The organism is Solwaraspora sp. WMMD406 (assembly GCF_029626025.1).
In the GTDB taxonomy this organism is placed as follows: Bacteria; Actinomycetota; Actinomycetes; order Mycobacteriales; family Micromonosporaceae; genus Micromonospora_E.
This window is the reverse complement of sequence record NZ_JARUBF010000001.1, coordinates 3,535,506-3,553,502: the sequence shown is the minus strand read 5'-3', so window position 1 is coordinate 3,553,502 and position 17,997 is coordinate 3,535,506. Positions and strand designations below refer to the sequence as shown.

The following is a 17,997-nucleotide window of genomic DNA, read 5'->3' as shown; positions in this document are numbered from 1 at the left end:
GCGTTGCCGATGCCGTCGTCGTGTCGCATTGGGGATCCCCCTGGTGGAAGCTGGGCGGAAGGGACCCCGAGGGTTGGTGCCGTGGCGGGGGAAGCGGCCGCCCTCAACCCCCGGGGTCCCTTCCACCCTGGACTTTCGAACGCTATTCGGGGAAGCTCTCTGCAGCCATCCACAAGCGATAGCGCCCCTGTCACTCCACCAGCTGAGGTGATAATCGTGAATGACCTTACGACCCTGTCGGCGCGACTACGCGAGTTACGCACCGACCGCAAGATGGCGCAAGATCGACTCGCGGCGACGATCGGTGTGTCGAAGTCGCTGGTGCAGCAGTTCGAGTCGGGCAAACTGATTCCGCAGGAGGGCACGGCGGAGCGGCTGGACGGGTTCTTCGGCACCGGTGACGAGATCCAGCGGGCGGCCAAGGACGCGCGGGAGGACCGGCAGCCCTGGCTGCGCTCCTGGTTCGAACAGGAGCGCCGGGCGACCTTGCTGCGCAGCTGGGAGCCGATGCTGGTGCCCGGGTTGTTGCAGTGCGAGTCGTACATGCGCGCGGTCTTCGCCGCGGTGCCGTCGAACGCCGGGAAGGTGGATGCGTTGGTCGCCAAGCGGCGGGAACGTCAGGCGGCCACGATCGACCGGGAGGACCCGGTCGGGCTGTCGGCAATCATCGGCGAGGTGGTGCTGCGGCGGGGGCCGGGCGAGGTGCTGAAGGATCAGCTCGGGCATCTGGTGGACGTCGGCCACCGGCCGCACGTGCGCGTCCGGGTGATCCCGGCCGAGTCGGAGGGCCTCCACGTCGGGCTCGCTGGTGCCTTCGTCATCGCCGGCATGCCGGACGGTCGCCGGACGGCCTACATGGATGACCAGCTGACCGGCCACGTCGCGGCCGCCCGTAGCGATCTGGCACACCTGGAACTAGCCTGGGAGGAGATTGACGCGCTGGCCCTGCCCGTGGTCCAGTCCCGAGACCTGATCCTGAGGACGCTGCATGAACACAAGTGAGCCACGCTGGCGTAAGAGCACCCGCAGCACCGGCACCGGCAACTGCGTCGAGGTCGCCGACAACCTTCCCGATCGGGTCCTGATCCGCGACACCAAGGACCGCGACGGCGGTACGTTGTCGTTCGGCCCGGCCGCCTGGTCTGCCTTCGTCACGCACGCGAAGCGCCCCACGACCACCGCCTGAGCCCACTCCCCCGCCCCACGGACACCTGACACGAGCTCCCGGTCACCGCATCGGTGACCGGGAGTTGGTCATGTATATTTATCCGCCATCATCCAAATACTCTATGTATAGAAGGCGCTTGATCAGTTCGATCTGCCGCTGACCTTCAGGCCGACCGCGTTCGACGGCCTCCATCGCTGCGGCGAAGGCGCTCACAAGCCAATCGACCGCAGCACCCTCCTTTGCCGCCTCAATGTAGGCCTCAACTTCGATGACGCCCTTGGAAGGGTCACAGGAGGTCGAAATGTCCGCGACCTTGGCCGGATCTTTGATAGCAAGGATTTCCGCTCCGATACGTTGCGTATCAGCATGCAGGTCGGCCCAGCTTCGTCGCTCCCCGCCGTTCCATCCTCCTCGGGGAACGACTCGTAGGACGATTCTGGCCTCCACCCTTGCCCCTGCTTCCCGTGCGGTCCCCACTTCCATTCTCGGTCCCCGTCATCTGCGGCGCTACTCCCACACGGGAGCGAGTCAGCCCACTTCATAAGCGAATTCGCATACCGTACGGCATTCTCCGGACTAGGATCGAGGAACCTGACATGGAGCTTACAGGGGCACACTACCCCTAGATCCATTCGATTCGCATAGCCTCTGAATCCACGGCGGTAGAGCGATTTCAAAGCTTTCTGGGCCTCAATCACGGGGTGCACGGGAAATCCAGACAACTCGCATCCCTTCGACGTCGGGCGGCCCGGCCGACCGCACAACAACGGTCGATGTCCAAACGAATGCGATCTTCAGCGGTAACGCATAGATACGTCGTGGATCCTCAGGCGGACCACATCTGCAATGTCAAGGTTTCTCGGCTGCCAGATCTATCACCATATGCAATCGTGAATAGTTATCATTACGACCCGATACTAAGGTCGCACAAATTGTCCGAGTCGTCGACGGACAATTTGTGCGACGCCCGAAAAGCATTGATACGGGCGTTTTGTTCAGGGCCAGAACAACCCTGGACGACGGACACGGCGTGCGGCCCTACTCAAGAACTTCTTCACTCTCTGACGCCGCGCCACAATCCGCACTGCGGTGACGATGCCCGGCGGCACAACGACACCTGCGGTACGACACGTACGCGGCTCAGGAGGCGCTACCGGTCGTGCGATCGGAGTTCGCGCTGGCCAGCCTCTGCCGTGATCAAGAGTCCACGACCGGTTGTGCATCCACAGCCAACTCCGCGTCGCCGCGTCCGCTCCATACTGGATATACCGTGACGCTGAAGCAGCAGGGAATTTCGATGTATGTACTGTACGACACCAGGTCGGTGCACCCGCTCGACCGGTACGAACACGTCCAGGCGGGTGTCGCTGCCGAACTCGCCCCGGTGGCCATCCACGGCCGCGCGCCAGGCAAGCTGGTCGCGGTGATGGCAGTCACCGAGATCGGCGAATTCAAGATCGAGGCGGTGACCTGGGCTGCCGACACCGAACTAGCCGGGCACCGAACCGACCGTCTGATCAGAGTTCGCGACCCCGAATGCTACCGAATCTTCCTGAGTGTCAACGGCGGTGCCCGGATGGATCAGGCAGGCACACAAGTATTGTTCCGTGCCCGGGACATCGCGCTATACGACCTGTCCCGCCCATGGCAGGCCACGCACCCGACCGGCCCGACGTCGATGCAGCTGGTCATGCTGACGTTTCCGCGAGCACTGATACCGATGGCCCGCGCCGTGGTCGCGCCGCTCGTCGGCACAGCCCTGCCGAGAAGCCTGCCCGGACGTAGCCTGGTTGCACAATTCCTCATCGAACTGGCTGGCACCTCCGTCGATCAGGAAGACGAACCAGCTCTCGCAGCCGCCCTCCATGAATGCGCGGTCGGCTTGATCCGCCAGCGGCTCAGCCAGCCGTTCGGATTCACTCCACGCACCCGACAACTACTGCGCATGGCATCGTTCCGCACCATCCTTCGTCGGCACCTCAACGACCCGACCTTCGACCCCGATCGGCTCGCCGAGATCGCCAACGTGTCACCGCGCTACCTCTACAAGGTGTTCCAAGAAGCCGGGACCACACCGATGCAGCTGCTCAAACGGCTACGCCTCGAGGCGTCGCACCGCAGCCTGCGAGATCCCTCGATGGCTGACACACCAGTCAAGACCATCATGGCCGTGCACGGATACCTGCGCCCCGACCAGTTCGCCCGGGACTTCAAACAGTACTTTGGCGTCTCCCCGGCGCAGGTTCGTGGCACCGCCGCTCAGGGCGGGTCAGCGACATGGTCCCGACGCTCATCAAGAGAGCCCGGATGAGTGATATCCCTCGGCTGCCCGACACGACGTCGCCGGTCAGCTGGTGAACTGTTCCCAGGGCATCGACTTGCCGCTCGACGCGGCCAGAGCGCGAAGGCGGTCGTAGTATCCGGTGCTGTAGGCGGGCCAGGCTTTACCGAGCGCGGCGTACAGGGTGGCGCGCGCCTGGCTGACCTCCTGTCCGGCGGCGGCCTTGCCGCGCAGCAGGTCGGTCACCTGCGTGTGCACGTCCGCGAGCAGTCCACGCAGGGCCTCGGACCACCGCCGGTGCTGCTCGGCGCGGCTCGGATCCTCGCGCGGCGACGCATCGTTGACGACCGTGACGTAGACCTTCCGCGCCGCTTCCGGGTCGACCTTGGGCGCTGCCTTCGCCACACGCCCTGACAGGTCGCTGGCGTTTCTCGTGGCGGATGTGGCGAAGGCGTCGATCAGGCCGTGGACGGTGACGAGATGATCGGCGGGGACCTTCGCCAGGGCGCCGGTGATGGCTTTTCTCAGGTCAGCCACGTACGCGTTCCACGCCTTGTCCTCGGCCCTCGTCCACGCCTTCCCCGCCTTCTTGACCTCGACGTCACTGGTGACGTAGTCCCTGATCAGGAGCGGTCCGCCGGCGTTCCAGTTGACGTACCCACGGGAGGCGAAGATGACGACGTTCGGGACGTTGAGCTTGCCGAGCCCGGTGGCTAGCTCTTGCGCGGCGCTGTCGTCCACCGTGAGTGGTTCCGCGGCGGAGCAGCAGACCAGCCAGATCCGGTCGCCGGTCTGAAGGCCGCGGGCGACCAGGTTGCCGGCCAGGACGTCGCCCGAGAACCAGTGGGGCAGGCCCGCCACGCCATGACCGATGACGTAGTTGTCCACCGGAGGGTGGGAAGCTCGCACCGCCGTACCGTCGTAGCCGTCGGCCTGCTGCCCCGGCTGGAGGAGCAGGGTCGCCACGGTCTCCTCGATCTCCAGTCGGTCTTTGATCTGCCCGAGGCTGTCGGTGTCACCGGTCCACTTGGGATAAATGATCATTCTGTGACACCCTTCTGCGTAGGAGTCACAGAATGGCAACCGCGCGCCGCCGCACGCAATCACCTCGTCGCGCATGCGACAACAGCTGTAGTGGGGCGGCCCGGAAGACCGGGCCGCCCCGCCCCACAGCGGAGTCTGCGAAACCTGGCCCACGCTCGACGCGCGGTCGGTGTTCGTGGCCCACCGCGGGTCGAGCGCCTAGGCTGACAGCTCATGGAGCAGACGCCGGACAGCGGGCTCGTACCAGGGATGACCGCCCGAGTGGAGCTGACCGTCACCGATGCCGACACCGCCCAGGCCCTCGGCTCCGGCGACGTACCGGTGCTCGGCACACCCCGGGTCCTGGCGCTCGCCGAGGCGGCGACCGTAGCCGCGACCGCCAGCCGGCTCCCGACCGGGACGACCACCGTCGGCACCCGAGTCGAACTGGACCACCGGGCACCCACTCCGGTCGGCCGCACCGTCGCGGCGCACGCCGAACTCGCCACCGTGGACGGCCGGCGGCTCGGCTTCGACGTCGTGGTCACCGAGGGATCCACCACTGTCGCCGAAGGAACCGTTGATCGGGTCCTGGTCGACCGGCACCGGTTCGTCGAGGGCGCGTTCGACCGCCCGCCCCCGCCAGGCACGGAGACCACGGACGGTGGCGGCCCGGACGGTGGCGGCACGCCGCCGGCTGGAAACCGGGCGGTGGCCAGGTGAGCGTCGGCTTCACCGAGGTCGCCGACCGGGTGTACGTGCTTCGCCAACCCGGCCTCGACGTCAACGTCACCCTGATCGTCGGCGACGCGGCCGCACTGGTCGTCGACACCCTCAGCACCCCCGACGAGGCCACCGAGCTGATCCGGGCCGCCCGACAGGTCACCGGCCTGCCCTGGTCGGTGGTGAACACCCACCACCACTTCGACCACTGCTTCGGCAACGAGCTCGTCGCCGGCGATCCGCCGGCCGCCATCTGGGCCCACCAGGAGACCGCCCGGTTGCTGCACCGGCCGGTCGAGACCATTCGCACCGAGGCGTACCAGGAAATGGCCCCGACCCATCCCCGGCTGGCCGAGGCGCTGCGGCACGCGACGGTCCGGCCGCCCGATCACACCGTCGCCCGTACCGAGTCTGTCGACCTCGGCGGCCGTACGGTCCAGCTGTGGCACCCCGGACGCGGTCACACCGTGGGCGACCTGGTGGTCCGGATACCGGACGCGGACGTGCTGGTCGCGGGTGACCTGGTGGAGCAGTCCGGGCCACCGTCGTTCACCGACGCCTACCCGCTGGAGTGGCCGGACACCCTCGCCGAACTGCTGCGCGAACTCGGCCCGGACAGCGTGGTGGTGCCGGGACACGGCGACCGCGTCGGACGCGACTTCGTCGCCGCCCAGCACAGCGAACTGGTCGCGCTGGAGTGGCTGATCCGGGCCGGACACGCCGACGACGCCCCGATCGAGCGGGTCGCCGCACAAGCGCCGTACGACCCGCTGGTGGCGGCCCCGGCAGTGGCCCGAGGCTACGCCGAACTGGCCAACCGCGCCTGACCCACCTCGGACGCACGCGACGGTCCGGCGGGCCCGGAGGTCCGGCGAGAGCCCGGACGGTCAGGCGAACCGCCGGGCGACCGCCTCGCGGGTGGGCATGGAGACCGCTCCCCCTGGCGACTCGCACACCAGGCCGGCCACGCGCAGGGCGAACTCCACGTGGGTGGCCCAGCCGGCGGCGTCGGCCGGCGCCCCGGTGGCGAGCAGCTCGGCGATCAGGGCGGCCATCACCGAATCACCGGCCCCGGTGGCGTCGATCGCGGCCACCGTCGGCGCCGGTACGGCCAGCTGCTGCCCGGCCGCGTCCACCAGGGCTCCCACCGCGCCCCGGGTGACCACGACGGCGCCCGCGCCGAGGTCGCGCAACAGCTTGGCGGCGGTCGCCGCGTCGGCACCGTCGTAGAGCAGTTCGGCGTCGGCGGCGCTGAGCTTGACCAGGTCTGCGGTGGCGGCGAACTCGGCCACCACGGACCGGAAGTCCGCCAGGGCGGCCGCGTCGGGCAGCAACCGGGGCCGGACGTTGGGGTCGAAGACCCGCAGACCACCGGCGGCGGCCCAGGACCGGCGGGCGGTGGCCAGCATCGGTTCGCACAGCAGCGCGATGGAACCGCAGTACAGGACGGCGGCGTCGCCGGTCAGCCGCTCGTCGACGTCGGTCGGGGCGAGCAGTCCGTACGACGGCGGATCGCCGTAGAACCGGAAGTCCGGTTCCGCGCCGGAGAACGTCGCCACCGCCAGCGTCGTCGGCACACCCAGCGTGACGACGCCCCGCCCGCCGACCCCGGCCGCCGTCAGGAAAGCCCGGATCCGCTCGGCGAGCGGATCGTCGCCGAGCGAACCGACGAACTCGACCGCGCCACCGAGCCGGGCCACGCCGACCGCCACGTTCAGCGGTGCTCCACCGATCACCTGCCGGTAGACGGGCGCGCCGTCACACTCGCTGTCGAGCAGGTCGATCAGGGCCTCACCGAGCACCGCCGCGTACCGCATTGTCTCCTCCTTCCAGCAGCTGATCACCTCGCAGTGTGCCAGCCCGGCCGGCGCTGGCCGGCACCACGCGGCGCTGGCCGGCACCACGGCGGCCGCTGCCTGGACTGGACGGTGGCGGGACTGGACGGTGGCGGGACTGGACGGTGGCGGGACAACCCGGTGGCGGTCGGTTCGACAGCTGGCGGCGTCGATGCGGCCGTTGACCTGGACATAGAGGGCCGACTATTGCGTTCCTGGCGCGGATATGATGGGATATCGATTACCGACGCGGTACGGGGGCTGACGTACCGCAATTGGTCTAGCCGGGAACCACGCGGGCGTGCACCCGTCCCATCGGACGCTCCGTCACTGATGCCTGCCGACGCAGGCCGGTCGACGGCCGTTCCTCCTCGCGTTCGGGCACCTTACGCATTGTCCGACCCATCGCCTTGTCCGCAGGTCCGCCATCAGATCGACCACGCGAACGGGCAATCAAAGGAGTTCTCGGTGAACGTTCTACGCAGAGTGGCGGTCGTCGCTGCCGCCTCCGCGCTCACCGCCGGTCTACTGACGGTGGTGACCCCTAACTCGGCTTCCGCGCACGGTGCTGCGATGACGCCGGGTAGCCGTACGTACCTGTGCTGGGTGGACGGCCTCGACCAGACCGGTCAGATCCGCCCGACCAACCCGGCCTGTTCCGCGGCCGTCAACCAGAGCGGCTCCAACTCGCTGTACAACTGGTTCAGCGTGCTGCGCTCCGACGCGGCCGGCCGCACCACCGGGTTCATCCCGGACGGCCAGCTCTGCGCCGGTGGCAACACCGGCTTCTCGGGCTTCAACCTGGCCCGCAACGACTGGCCGCTGACCCACCTGACCGCCGGCGCCACCATGGAGTTCAAGTACAGCAATTGGGCGCACCACCCGGGCACGTTCTACTTCTACGTGACCAAGGACAGCTGGAGCCCGACCCGGCCGCTGGCCTGGAGTGACCTGGAGGCCACCCCGTTCCTGACCGTCACCAACCCGCCGCAGCGCGGCGCGGTCGGCACCAACGACGGCCACTACTACTTCAGCGGGCGGCTGCCGAGCAACAAGAGCGGCCGGCACATCATCTACTCGCACTGGGTGCGCTCGGACAGCCAGGAGAACTTCTACGGCTGCTCCGACGTGACCTTCGACGGCGGCAACGGCCAGGTGACCGGCATCCGGGGCACCCCGATCGACCCGAACCCGACGCCGACCCCGGCCCCGACCACCCCGGGTCCGAACCCCACCACGCCGGGCCCGAACCCGACCACCGTGGCCCCCACCACCCCGGCGCCGTCCGGCGGCTGCTCCGCCACCTACCGGACCGTCGGCTCGTGGAGCGGTGGTTTCCAGGGTGAGGTGACCGTCCGCAACACCGGCACCGCCAGCATCGGTGGCTGGAGCACCAACTGGAACCTGGGTAGCGGCGTCACGATCAACAGCGTCTGGAGCGGCACCCACACCCTCAGCGGATCGAGCATCACCGTCCGCAACGCGTCGTGGAACGGCACGCTCGCGCCGAACGCCTCGACGACGTTCGGGTTCACCGCCAACGGCACCTCCGGTACACCCACGGTGAGCTGCACGGCTTCCTGATCCACGCCACGCGGCCACCCGCACGGCCAACACGAAACAAGCCGGTGCCCGGCAGCGCTCGCGCGCTGCCGGGCACCGGCGCGTTCCGGGTCGAGAACGTCAGGACACCATCGACCCGACCACCGGCTTGGTCAACAGCGCCGACTGGTTGCGCTGGATGCCCGGATCCAGGGACCGCTCCACGAAGATCGCGTGCCAGATGCAGAAGACCAGCACCGTCCAGACCTTGCGGGAGTGGTCCGCCTCCTCCCGCTTGTGCTCGTCGAGCAGGCGCATCGCGTACGACAGGTCGAGCAGTTCGCCGGCACCCGAGGTAGCGAAGACGTGCCGGGCCCACTCGTACATCTCGCCCCGCAACCAGACCCGCGTCGGGGTCGGGAAACCGAGCTTGCGCCGGTTGACGATCGCCGGTGGCACCACCGTCGCCAACGCCTGACGCATCGCGTACTTGGTGGCGTCCGAGCGCGGCGGCAGCCGCAGCTCCACCGGGATCTTGGCCGCGACGTCGAACACGTCGCGGTCCAGGAACGGCACCCGCACCTCCAGCGAATGCGCCATCGAGATCCGGTCCGCCTTGACCAGGATGTCGCCGCGCAGCCAGGTGTAGAGGTCGACGTACTGCATCTTGGTGACGTCGTCGAGCTGCGCGCATTCGGCGTAGATCGGCGCGGTGACGTCGGTGTACCGCACCGACGGGTCGTAGCGGCGCAGCAGATGCCGCTTCTCCTCCTCGGTGAACATCCGCGCGTTGCCGTAGTAGCGCTCCTCGATCGGCGTCGTGCCCCGTTCCAGGAAGCTCTTGCCCTTGACCCCCTGCGGGATCACCTTCGAGACCGCCCGCAGTCCCTTCTGCATCGGATCCGGCAAGCCGTGCACGGCACCGAGCGACAGCGGCTCCCGGTAGATGGTGTAGCCGCCGAAGAACTCGTCCGCGCCCTCCCCCGACAGCACCACCGTCACGTGCTCGGCGGCCTTCTTCGCCACGAAGTACAACGGCACCAGCGCCGGGTCGGCCACCGGGTCGTCGAGATGCCAGACGATCCGGGGCAGCGCCTCCATCATGTCCTGCGGCCCGATCTTGGTCGGGATCGTGGTGACGTTCAGGTGCCGGGCCGAGTCCTGAGCGACCTCGATCTCCGAGTAGCCCGGCACGTCGTAGCCGACGGTGAAGGTCAGGATGTTCGGGTTGAACTCCCGGGCCAGGGCCACCACGGCGGTCGAGTCGATCCCGCTGGACAGGAACGCGCCGACTGGGACATCCGACCGCATGTGCATCCGTACGCTCTCCCGCAGCGTCTCGCGGATCTCGTCGTAGAGCCGCTGCGGGTCCGGGGTCGGGGTGGGCCGGAAAATCGGCTGGTACCAGCGGCGCACCTGCACCCCGCCGGCCGGGCCCGGTGCCGTCCCGCCGGCCGGGTCCAACGTCGGCGGCGACCAGGTCAGGCACTCCCCGGAGCCGATCCGGCTGATCCCGGAGTGCAGCGTGCGCGGTTCGGGAACGTACTGCAGGGTCAGATAGTGCGACAGGTTTGCGGTGTCGACCCCGGCGTCCCCGGCGGTCGCGGCGGCCGAGAACGGCAGCAGCGCCTTCTTCTCCGAGGCGAGGTAGATCCCGTCCGGGGTCTGCAGGTAGTGCAGCGGCTTGATGCCGAAGTAGTCGCGGGCGCCGAAGGCCCGGCGGGTCTGCCGGTCCCAGATCACGAAGGCGAACATGCCGCGCAGCTTGTGCAGCACCTTCTCGCCCCAGTAGTGGTAGCCGGCGACGATCACCTCGCCGTCACCGGCGGTGGCGAACCGGGCCCCGAACTCGCGCGCCAACTGGTCCCGCAGCTCGATGTAGTTGTAGATTTCGCCGTTGAAGGTCAGCAGGTAACGCCCGTCGGCGTAGGCCAGCGGTTCCTGGCTGGAGGCCACGTCGATGATGGCCAGCCGCTTGTGCGCGAAGACCGCGTCCGCCCATCCCGTGGACGGGTCGCCGACCACCTCCACACCGGTCTCGTCCGGGCCACGGTGATGCAGGCTTTCCAACGCGTGGGCGATCGCGTCGCGGTGCGCGCCGGCGTCACCGCGAGCGCTGAAAAAGGCCAGGAGTCCGCACATGGCAGACATCTTTCCACGGGCCGGTCACGCGGTACCGTCGAGTACGCCCAACCGTGGGAGGACGGCAGATGAGCGAAGATCAGATCGAGGTCACCGCGACCGGCGACCCCGCTGGCGCGGAGACGGAGATGGCGGCCGAGGTGGTCGCCGAGCAGCCCCGCACGGAGTCACACGATCCGGACTACCCGGAGAAGCTGCTGCAGTTCATGCGGACCGGCTGGAGCGACGACCCGCTGCCCGTCGGACCACACCCGCAGGTACCCCACTACGCCCGGCGCCGGGCCGCGCTGGCGGCGGCCTTCCCCGGCGAGACCCTGATCATCCCGACCGGCACCGAGAAGGTACGGGCCAACGACACCGACTACCCGTTCCGGCCGGGCAGCGACTTCGCGTACCTGACCGGCGACCACGACCCCGACAGCGTCCTGGTGCTGCACCCGACCGCCGACGGGCACGACGCGGTGCTCTACACCCGGCAGCGCTCGTCGCGCGACACCGACGAGTTCTTCCGCAGCCGCGACGGCGAACTGTGGGTCGGCCGCCGCCGTACCCTCGCCGAGAAGTCGACCGAGCTGGGCCTGGAAACCGTGGCGCTGAGCGCGCTGCCGGAGGCGCTCGCCGGCGTCGCCCCGGCCCGGGCCCGGGTGCTGCGCGGATTCGACGCGCGGGTGGACGCCGCGGTGCTGCCGTACGACAGCGGCGACGACGCCGGGGCCCGCGACCGGGAGCTGGCGACGGCGATCTCCGAGGCCAAGCTGGTCAAGGACGAATGGGAGATCGCCCAGCTGCAGGCGGCGATCGACGCCACCGTCCGGGGTTTCGAGGACGTCGCCCGGGTGCTGCCGACGGACCGGCCGGTCGCCGAGCGGCTGCTGGAAGGAGTCTTCGCGCTGCGGGCCCGGCACGACGGCAACGACGTCGGCTACAGCTCGATCGTCGGCGCCGGAGCGCACGCCACGATCCTGCACTGGATCCGCAACGACGGCCGTACCCGACCGGGTGAGCTGCTGCTGATGGACATGGGTGTGGAGGGCGAACACCTCTACACCGCCGACGTGACCCGGACCGTGCCGGTCTCCGGCCGGTTCACCGCCCTGCAGCGACAGGTCTACGACATCGTGTACGCCTCCCAGCAGGCCGGCATGGAGTTCATCAAGCCGGGAGTGAAGTTCAGCGACGTCCACCAGACCTGCATGCGGGTCCTCGCCGAAGGGCTGGCCGAACTGGGCGTGCTGCCGGTGAGTGTCGACGAGGCGCTCGACACACAGTCGACCGTCTACCGCCGGTGGACGTTGCACGGCTTCGGACACATGCTCGGCATCGACGTGCACGACTGCTCCCGGGCCCGCAAGGAACGCTACCGCGACGGCGAACTCGGCGAAGGATACGTGCTGACGGTCGAGCCGGGACTCTACTTCCAGCCCGAGGACGAGCTGGTGCCGGCGGAACTGCGCGGCATCGGCATCCGGATCGAGGACGACGTGCTGGTCACCGCCGGCGGCGCGGTGAACCTGTCGGCCGGGCTGCCCCGGCAGGCCGACGAGGTGGAAGCCTGGCTCGCCGCCCAGCGCGACGCCGGACCGCGACTGCCCTGACCCGCGCCCAGACCGGCTGCCCTGACCAGGTGACACCGGCCACGCCTGCGGGTCGGGTCGGGCTGGCGGATCCGCCAGCCCGACCCGACCCGCCCGGCCCGCCGGCGGGCCGGGATCAGCCGGGTTGGACGAAGACGGCGACCGTACGGGGCGGCACGGTGAAGGTGCCGGTCGACCGGTCGAACGCCGCCGAGCGGGTCACCGGGTCGGCCGAGTCACGCAGCACCGGATGCAGCCGCGTCGCGGTGTGGCGCAGCTCCGGCAGCCGCTGGGTCGCCGTCCGTGGGGTGGCGTTGAAGATCACCGTGATCGACTGCCAGCGCTCGTCGAGCCCGGCCGAGCGCAGCCGCATGGTGATCACCCCGGGGGTTTCGGCCGGGCCGGACAGCGGGAAGCTGACCCGCTGCTGCACCTCCCGCGCGGTCTCCAGGGCGAACACCGGCGACGATCGGCGCACGCGCAGCAGTTCGGCGTAGCGGGCGGCGGTCGCCTCGATCGTGGCGCAGTCCGGGACCAGCGCCGGATCGGCGAGCAGCGGGCCGGCGTACGGCCACTTGTCGGCGTTGTCGGCAGCCGGCGGTAGTCCGGCGCCGAACCCGTTGCCGGCGGCGCAGTCCCAGCGGATCTGGTTGAACCAGTCCCCCGAGTTGTACGAGTTGCGGTCCAGCGACTTCGACCGCAACCGCTCACTGCCGGCGGTGACGAACCCCGGCCCTTGCGCGAAGACCACCGCGGACAGGGCGAGCACCTGGGCGCGGGCCCGGTCGGCGGCCGAGGTGCCGGCCGGCAGCTTGTACGCCAACGCGTCATAGAGGATCTCGTTGTCGTGCGCGTCGACGTAGGTCACCGCCTCCCCCGGTGCCGCCGTGTAGCCGGCCGGCGCGCCGTTGTAGTCCACGTCGGCGCCGGTGACCGGGTCCCCCGACGCGCCGGTGAACTCGTACCCGGCCAGGTTGCCGGTCAGCCCGACCTTGATCACGTCCTGCCGCTGACGCAGCCGGGCCTCCTGCTCGGCGGCGCTGCCGTTGACCGGGTCACCGTTGGGGTCGGTGAACAGGCCGGTGGCGAAGCCCTGCACCCGGGGGTTGACGTCGAACGGACCGCCGCCGCGTACCGCGTCCCGCAGCCGGTCGGTGAAGGTGCCGACCCCGGTGCCAGCCATGTTGAGCTGGGTGGCCTGGACGAACCGGGCGTCGCCGGCCACCTCGCCGAAGTCCCAGCCTTCGCCGTAGAGCAGGATCTTCCGGCCGTCGACCCCGTCGCGGGCAGGCGTCAGCGTGTCCAGCGCCGCCCGTACGGCCAGGATGTTGGCCTTGGGGTGGTGGCCCATCAGGTCGAACCGGAACCCGTCCACCTTGTACGCCCTGGCCCAGGTGACCACCGAGTCGACGACCAGCCGGTCCATCATGGCGTGTTCCGGGGCGGTGTTGGCGCAGCAGGTGGAGGTGGCCACGCTGCCGTCGTCGAGCAGCCGGTGGTAGTAGCCGGGCACGATCTGGTCGAGCACCGAGTGCCGGTCGACCCCGGCGGCCGAGGTGTGGTTGTAGACCACGTCCAGCACGACCCGCAGCCCGGCGTCGTTGATCCCGGCGACCATCCGCCGGAACTCGCTGGTCCGCGCCGCGCCGTCCGGATCGGTGGCGTAGCCGCCTTCGGGCACCGTGTAGTGCAGCGGGTCGTAGCCCCAGTTGTAGCCGTCGCGGTCGGCGACCGCCGCGACGCACTCCTGCTGGCGCGGTGAGTCCGGCGGCAGCGCGGCCAGGTCGCAGTCCGGGCTGGCCTGGTCGGCGCGGCGCTCCGGAATGGCGGCGAAGTCGAACGTGGGCAGCAGGTGCAGGTGGGTGACGCCGGCGTCGGCCAACGACGTCAGGTGCCGCATGCCGGCGGTGTCCGGATCGGTGAAGGCGAGGTAGCTGCCGCGCCGCCCGGCGGGAACGCTGTCGTCGGCGATGGAGAAGTCGCGGACCGACACCTCCTGGATGTGGGTACGGCCGGCCGGCACCGCCGCCGGTTTGCGCAGCCGCGCCCAGCCGGGCGGGGCGAACGCCGGGTCGGCCAGGTCGACGATCTGGCTGTGGGTGGAGTCGGCGGCCAGCGCCACCGCGTACGGGTCGGTGACCGAGGCGGTGACCATCCGCCCGGCGGCGGGCTGCCAGGCGTCGACCCGGTAGCGGTAGTAGCGGCCGTACCAGTCCGGTTCGCCGCGTACCGACCAGACGCCGGTCTGCTCGTGGCGGCGCATCGGCACCGTACGCGGGGCGACGTCGGGTCGGTCGAACAGCTCCAGGGCGACGGTACGGGCGGTGGGCGCCCAGACCGACAGGGTGGGCCGCCGCCCGGTGAAGGTGACGCCGAGCGGGGCGGTGGTGGCGGTGGCGTACAGGTCGTCGAGGACGCCGGGGATCTGCACCCCGGTGACGGCGAGCAATCGGCCCTCGTGGTCGCGTTCGGTGACCGCGAGCTGGCCGCGCAGCGCGCCCCGCAGCTTCGGATGGTCGCGTCTGTCGATAGTGAAGGCCCGGTGCGCCCACAGGTGCGGCATCGCGGCCCGTTGGGCTTCGGTGAGCCCGTTGCGCTGCGCGGTCAGCCGGATCGAGGAGTGGTCGCCGGTCAGCTCGTCGCCGTCGACGCCCAGGCCGCCGTCCGGTGCCCAGGCCAGGTCGTAGCGTTTGCCGTCGGTCGGGCCGGTGACCCAGGCGATGGTGGACCGGTCGATCCAGTGCGCCCGTCGTGCGGTCAGGTCGAGGTCCCGGTCGGCGGTGGCGGCCGGTGGGAGCAGCCGGCGCGGGTCGCCGGCGAGCAGCCACACCTCCCGGCCGACGGTGGCGAAGTCGAGCCGTTGGTCGGTGGGCAGGTCCTTGTCGTCGCCCCGGTGGACGATGTAGCTCAGTCCGGTGGCGCCGTCGGCCAGCGGCACCCGGAAGGTGACGCCGAAGTCGTCGCGGTCGGCCGGCGGCAGCGGGTCGGCCCAGTCGGTCGGGGTGGCGGCACCGTCCCAGACGTGCAGGCCCCAGCCGGTGTAGTCGCCGTCGGCGCGCCTGTAGTGCAGGACGGCGGCACCGTCGTCGACCGGCGGGTCCGGCTCCCCGGTGGCGTCGCGACGGCTGGGATAGATGGTCGGATCGCCCTGTTTGAGCCAGACCTCACCGGCGGCGGAGACATCGACGACGCGGTCCGCCTCGACGTCCTTGACGCCGTCGGCGTCGACCACCAGGAAACCGACCGACGTCGCGCCCGGTGCCAGCTTCACCCAGGCGAACCGCCCGTAGCTGTCCTCGCCGACGAACGGCTGGCCGGTCGGCCACGGGGTCTGCCAGTCCGGGTCGATGTCGCCCCAGGCGTACAGGCCCCAGTCGGCGTAGTCGCCGGCCGGCCGCTGGTAGTGCACCACCAGCCAGTCGCGGGAGTCACCCTGCGGCGGGGTGCCCACCCTCGCGGTGGTCTTCGTGGTGGCGGTCCGGCCCTTGTCGTCGCGCACCACAGCCTTGTACTCGACCCGGGTGCCGGCTGCCAAACCGGTGAGGTCGTGGTGCATCCGGTACGGGGCGTGGCCGGCCCGGCCGAGCAGTGTCCACGGGCCGGTGCCGACCCGGACGGCGACGGTGACCTCGGCGAGCGGGTCACCGACGACGGTGGCGTCGATCTCGGCGCGGGTGGCGACGGCGGCCCCGTCAGCCGGTGCGGTGAGGCTGACGCCGGGCTTGCCCGGCGGGACGCCGATGGCGTTGCCGGCCCGGTAGACGACGGCGGACAGCGCGGGCACGGTGATGGTGATCCGGCCGTCGTCGGCGGCGGCGACCGCGCCGGTCTGGCCGTAGACGCCCCGGAAGTGCGCGCCGGCCGACCAGGTGTCGACGGTGACCTGCTGGGCGGTGGTGGCGTTGTTGACGGCGGCGACGTATTCGACGCGGTCGGCCGGGTCGATGCGGGAGAAGGCGAAGACGCCGGGACCGTCGGCGGCGTACCGGGTGATCTGGACGCCGTCGCGCAGCGCGGGGTGCGCGGCGCGCAGGTCGGCGAGAGCGGAAATGCCCCGGTAGATCGGGTGGTCGCGGTCGAACTGGTCGTCGGCGTGGGTACGGTCGGTGCCGAGCAGGTCGTCGTCGAGGTAGTCGGCGACCCGGGAGCCGAACATGGTCTGCCGGGCGTCTTTGTCGCCGCCGGCTCCGGTGAAGCCCTGTTCGTCGCCGGAGTAGATCACCGGCTGGCCACGGGTGAGGAACATCAGCTCGTGGGCGAGCAGGTCCCGGCGCAGATGGCTGGCCGGGTCGGTGTCGCCGTCGGCGATGAAGGTGCCGATCCGGCCCATGTCGTGGTTGCCGAGGAAGGTCGGCAGCCGGCCGGCGTCGGTGTCCCGGGCGGTGTAGAGCGGGTCGCGGGCGTACAGGTCGGCGAGGGTGCCGGCGGATTCGCCGGCCGCGACGTAGGCGCGGGCGGCTTCCTGGAAGCCGAAGTCGAGGGTGGCGGGCAGTCCGCCCTGGCGGACGTAGGTGGAGGTGACGTCGGCGTCGGCGGAGTAGACCTCGCCGAACATGAAGAAGTCGGATTTACCGGCCCGCTGCGCGGCGGCGGTGACGCCTTGGCTGAACTGCGGCCAGAAGTCCAGGTTGACGTGCTTGACGGTGTCCAGGCGGTAGCCGTCGACGCCGGTGTCGCGAATCCAGTCGGCGAAGATCTCGGTCATGCCGGCGACGACCTCGGGGCGTTCGGTCCACAGGTCGTCGAGGCCGAAGAAGTCGCCGTACTCGCTGTTCTCGCCGGCGAAGGTGCTGTCGCCCCGGTTGTGGTACATCGTCGGGTCGTTGAGCCACGCCGGGACCTTGACCCGGGCGTCCGCCCGGTCGGCGAAGACCGGCGTGTACGGGAACGAGTCGGTGTCGACGTCGGGGAAGGCGCGGCTGCCGTCGGCGTAGTGGCGGTCCTCGAAGGGGCGGCCCTGCGCGTCACGGTACGGGGCGGTGGCCTTGTCGACGTAGCCGTAGGTGTCCTCGGCGTAGGAGATGACGTCGGCGGTGTGGTTGACGATCACGTCGAGATAGATCTTGATGTCGCGTTGGTGGGCCAGCCGGACCAGGCGTTTGAGGTCGGCGACGGTGCCGAAGTGCGGGTCGACCTGGGTGAAGTCGGTGATCCAGTAGCCGTGGTAGCCGGCCGAGACGTCGTCGCCGCTGCCCTGCACCGGGCGGTTGGCGAAGACCGGGGCGAGCCAGATCGCGGTGGTACCGAGTCCGTCGATGTAGTCCAGGTTGTCGATCACGCCTTTGAGATCGCCACCCTGGTAGAACCCCTTGTCGGTCGGGTCGTAGCCGGTGGTGAGCCGGTCGCCGCGCAGCCCGCCCCGGTCGTTGCGCCGGTTGCCGTTGGCGAACCGGTCGGGCAGCAGGAAGTAGAACTGCTCGTTGCGGGCCCGGTCGTCGGCACCGGCGCCAGCGGCGGCTGCGGCCAGGGTCGCCGCCGACGGTTCGCCGGCCCACTGCGGCGCACCGGTGGGGCTGAGTCCGGTTGCCGGTGCCGTCTGACGGGCGGCGGCGGGAACGGCGACGAGCGTCGCGACCAGCACGGCGGCGAGGGCGAACAGGGACAGGCGGGGGGTACGCGGACGGGAGGGTGCGGCTTCCATCGACGGCCTTCCTGTGGAGGATGACCGCACGCTAGCCCTTGCTGCAAGATTCTGCAACGCCTTGCAAA

11 protein-coding genes and 1 pseudogene are annotated in these 17,997 nt (G+C 70.0%); 7 read left to right on the top strand and 5 right to left on the bottom strand.

Annotated elements, in window-relative coordinates:
* Positions 1-216 precede the first annotated feature (216 nt).
* A complete protein-coding gene (locus O7632_RS15945) occupies positions 217-1,002 on the top strand; it encodes a helix-turn-helix transcriptional regulator (RefSeq protein ID WP_278115201.1) in 786 nt (261 codons plus the stop codon).
* Positions 989-1,186: a DUF397 domain-containing protein gene (locus O7632_RS15940; RefSeq protein ID WP_278115199.1), complete on the top strand. Its 198-nt coding sequence runs from the start codon at positions 989-991 to the stop codon at positions 1,184-1,186. The genes O7632_RS15945 and O7632_RS15940 overlap by 14 nt, the downstream gene beginning before the upstream one ends.
* Positions 1,187-1,264: 78 nt before the next feature.
* On the opposite strand, the gene O7632_RS15935 is transcribed toward O7632_RS15940, so the two are convergent.
* Positions 1,265-1,615 (bottom strand): hypothetical protein, encoded by a 351-nt coding sequence (locus O7632_RS15935; protein ID WP_278115197.1) that lies wholly within the window; start codon positions 1,613-1,615, stop codon positions 1,265-1,267.
* A 712-nt stretch (positions 1,616-2,327) separates the two neighbouring features.
* On the opposite strand from O7632_RS15935, the gene O7632_RS15930 reads away from it, so the two are divergent.
* On the top strand, positions 2,328-3,479 hold the full coding sequence (locus O7632_RS15930) for an AraC family transcriptional regulator (protein WP_278115195.1): 1,152 nt from the start codon (positions 2,328-2,330) through the stop codon (positions 3,477-3,479).
* Between the two features lie 36 nt (positions 3,480-3,515).
* Here the strand turns inward: O7632_RS15930 and O7632_RS15925 are convergent, their stop codons facing one another.
* Positions 3,516-4,568, bottom strand: a complete 1,053-nt coding sequence (locus O7632_RS15925) for a hypothetical protein (RefSeq protein ID WP_278115193.1) — start codon at positions 4,566-4,568, stop codon at positions 3,516-3,518.
* Positions 4,569-4,706: 138 nt separating this feature from the next.
* Between O7632_RS15925 and O7632_RS15920 the strand changes: the two are divergent.
* Positions 4,707-5,096 (top strand): annotated as a pseudogene (locus tag O7632_RS15920) (hotdog domain-containing protein); the annotation flags it as partial.
* A gap of 95 nt (positions 5,097-5,191) precedes the next feature.
* The gene (locus O7632_RS15915; RefSeq protein WP_278115192.1) at positions 5,192-6,022 is read left to right on the top strand and encodes an MBL fold metallo-hydrolase; all 831 of its coding nucleotides are present in this window, start codon (positions 5,192-5,194) and stop codon (positions 6,020-6,022) included.
* 60 nt (positions 6,023-6,082) lie between these two features.
* On the opposite strand, the gene O7632_RS15910 is transcribed toward O7632_RS15915, so the two are convergent.
* Positions 6,083-7,012: a carbohydrate kinase gene (locus O7632_RS15910; RefSeq protein ID WP_278115190.1), complete on the bottom strand. Its 930-nt coding sequence runs from the start codon at positions 7,010-7,012 to the stop codon at positions 6,083-6,085.
* Positions 7,013-7,558: 546 nt separating this feature from the next.
* Between O7632_RS15910 and O7632_RS15905 the strand changes: the two genes are divergently transcribed.
* Positions 7,559-8,614: a lytic polysaccharide monooxygenase gene (locus tag O7632_RS15905; RefSeq protein ID WP_278120091.1), complete on the top strand. Its 1,056-nt coding sequence runs from the start codon at positions 7,559-7,561 to the stop codon at positions 8,612-8,614.
* 99 nt (positions 8,615-8,713) lie between these two features.
* On the opposite strand, the gene asnB is transcribed toward O7632_RS15905, so the two are convergent.
* On the bottom strand, positions 8,714-10,714 hold the full coding sequence (gene asnB / locus O7632_RS15900; protein WP_278115188.1) for an asparagine synthase (glutamine-hydrolyzing): 2,001 nt from the start codon (positions 10,712-10,714) through the stop codon (positions 8,714-8,716).
* Between the two features lie 128 nt (positions 10,715-10,842).
* On the opposite strand from asnB, the gene O7632_RS15895 reads away from it, so the two are divergent.
* Positions 10,843-12,309, top strand: coding sequence for an aminopeptidase P family protein (locus tag O7632_RS15895; RefSeq protein WP_278120089.1), 1,467 nt, complete (start codon positions 10,843-10,845; stop codon positions 12,307-12,309).
* A gap of 115 nt (positions 12,310-12,424) precedes the next feature.
* Here the strand turns inward: O7632_RS15895 and pulA are convergent, their stop codons facing one another.
* Positions 12,425-17,929 (bottom strand): pullulanase-type alpha-1,6-glucosidase, encoded by a 5,505-nt coding sequence (pulA, locus tag O7632_RS15890; protein ID WP_278115186.1) that lies wholly within the window; start codon positions 17,927-17,929, stop codon positions 12,425-12,427.
* Between the last annotated feature and the right edge of the window lie 68 nt (positions 17,930-17,997).

What these genes read in the sequence shown, in the direction of transcription:
- O7632_RS15940 (WP_278115199.1), top strand. Translation starts at nt 989, where the DNA reads ATGAACACAAGTGAGCCACGCTGGCGTAAGAGCACCCGCAGCACCGGC.
- O7632_RS15925 (WP_278115193.1), bottom strand. Translation starts at nt 4,568, where the DNA reads ATGCGCGACGAGGTGATTGCGTGCGGCGGCGCGCGGTTGCCATTCTGT.
- pulA (WP_278115186.1), bottom strand. Translation starts at nt 17,929, where the DNA reads ATGGAAGCCGCACCCTCCCGTCCGCGTACCCCCCGCCTGTCCCTGTTC.
- O7632_RS15895 (WP_278120089.1), top strand. Translation starts at nt 10,843, where the DNA reads ATGGCGGCCGAGGTGGTCGCCGAGCAGCCCCGCACGGAGTCACACGAT.
- asnB (WP_278115188.1), bottom strand. Translation starts at nt 10,714, where the DNA reads ATGTGCGGACTCCTGGCCTTTTTCAGCGCTCGCGGTGACGCCGGCGCG.
- O7632_RS15910 (WP_278115190.1), bottom strand. Translation starts at nt 7,012, where the DNA reads ATGCGGTACGCGGCGGTGCTCGGTGAGGCCCTGATCGACCTGCTCGAC.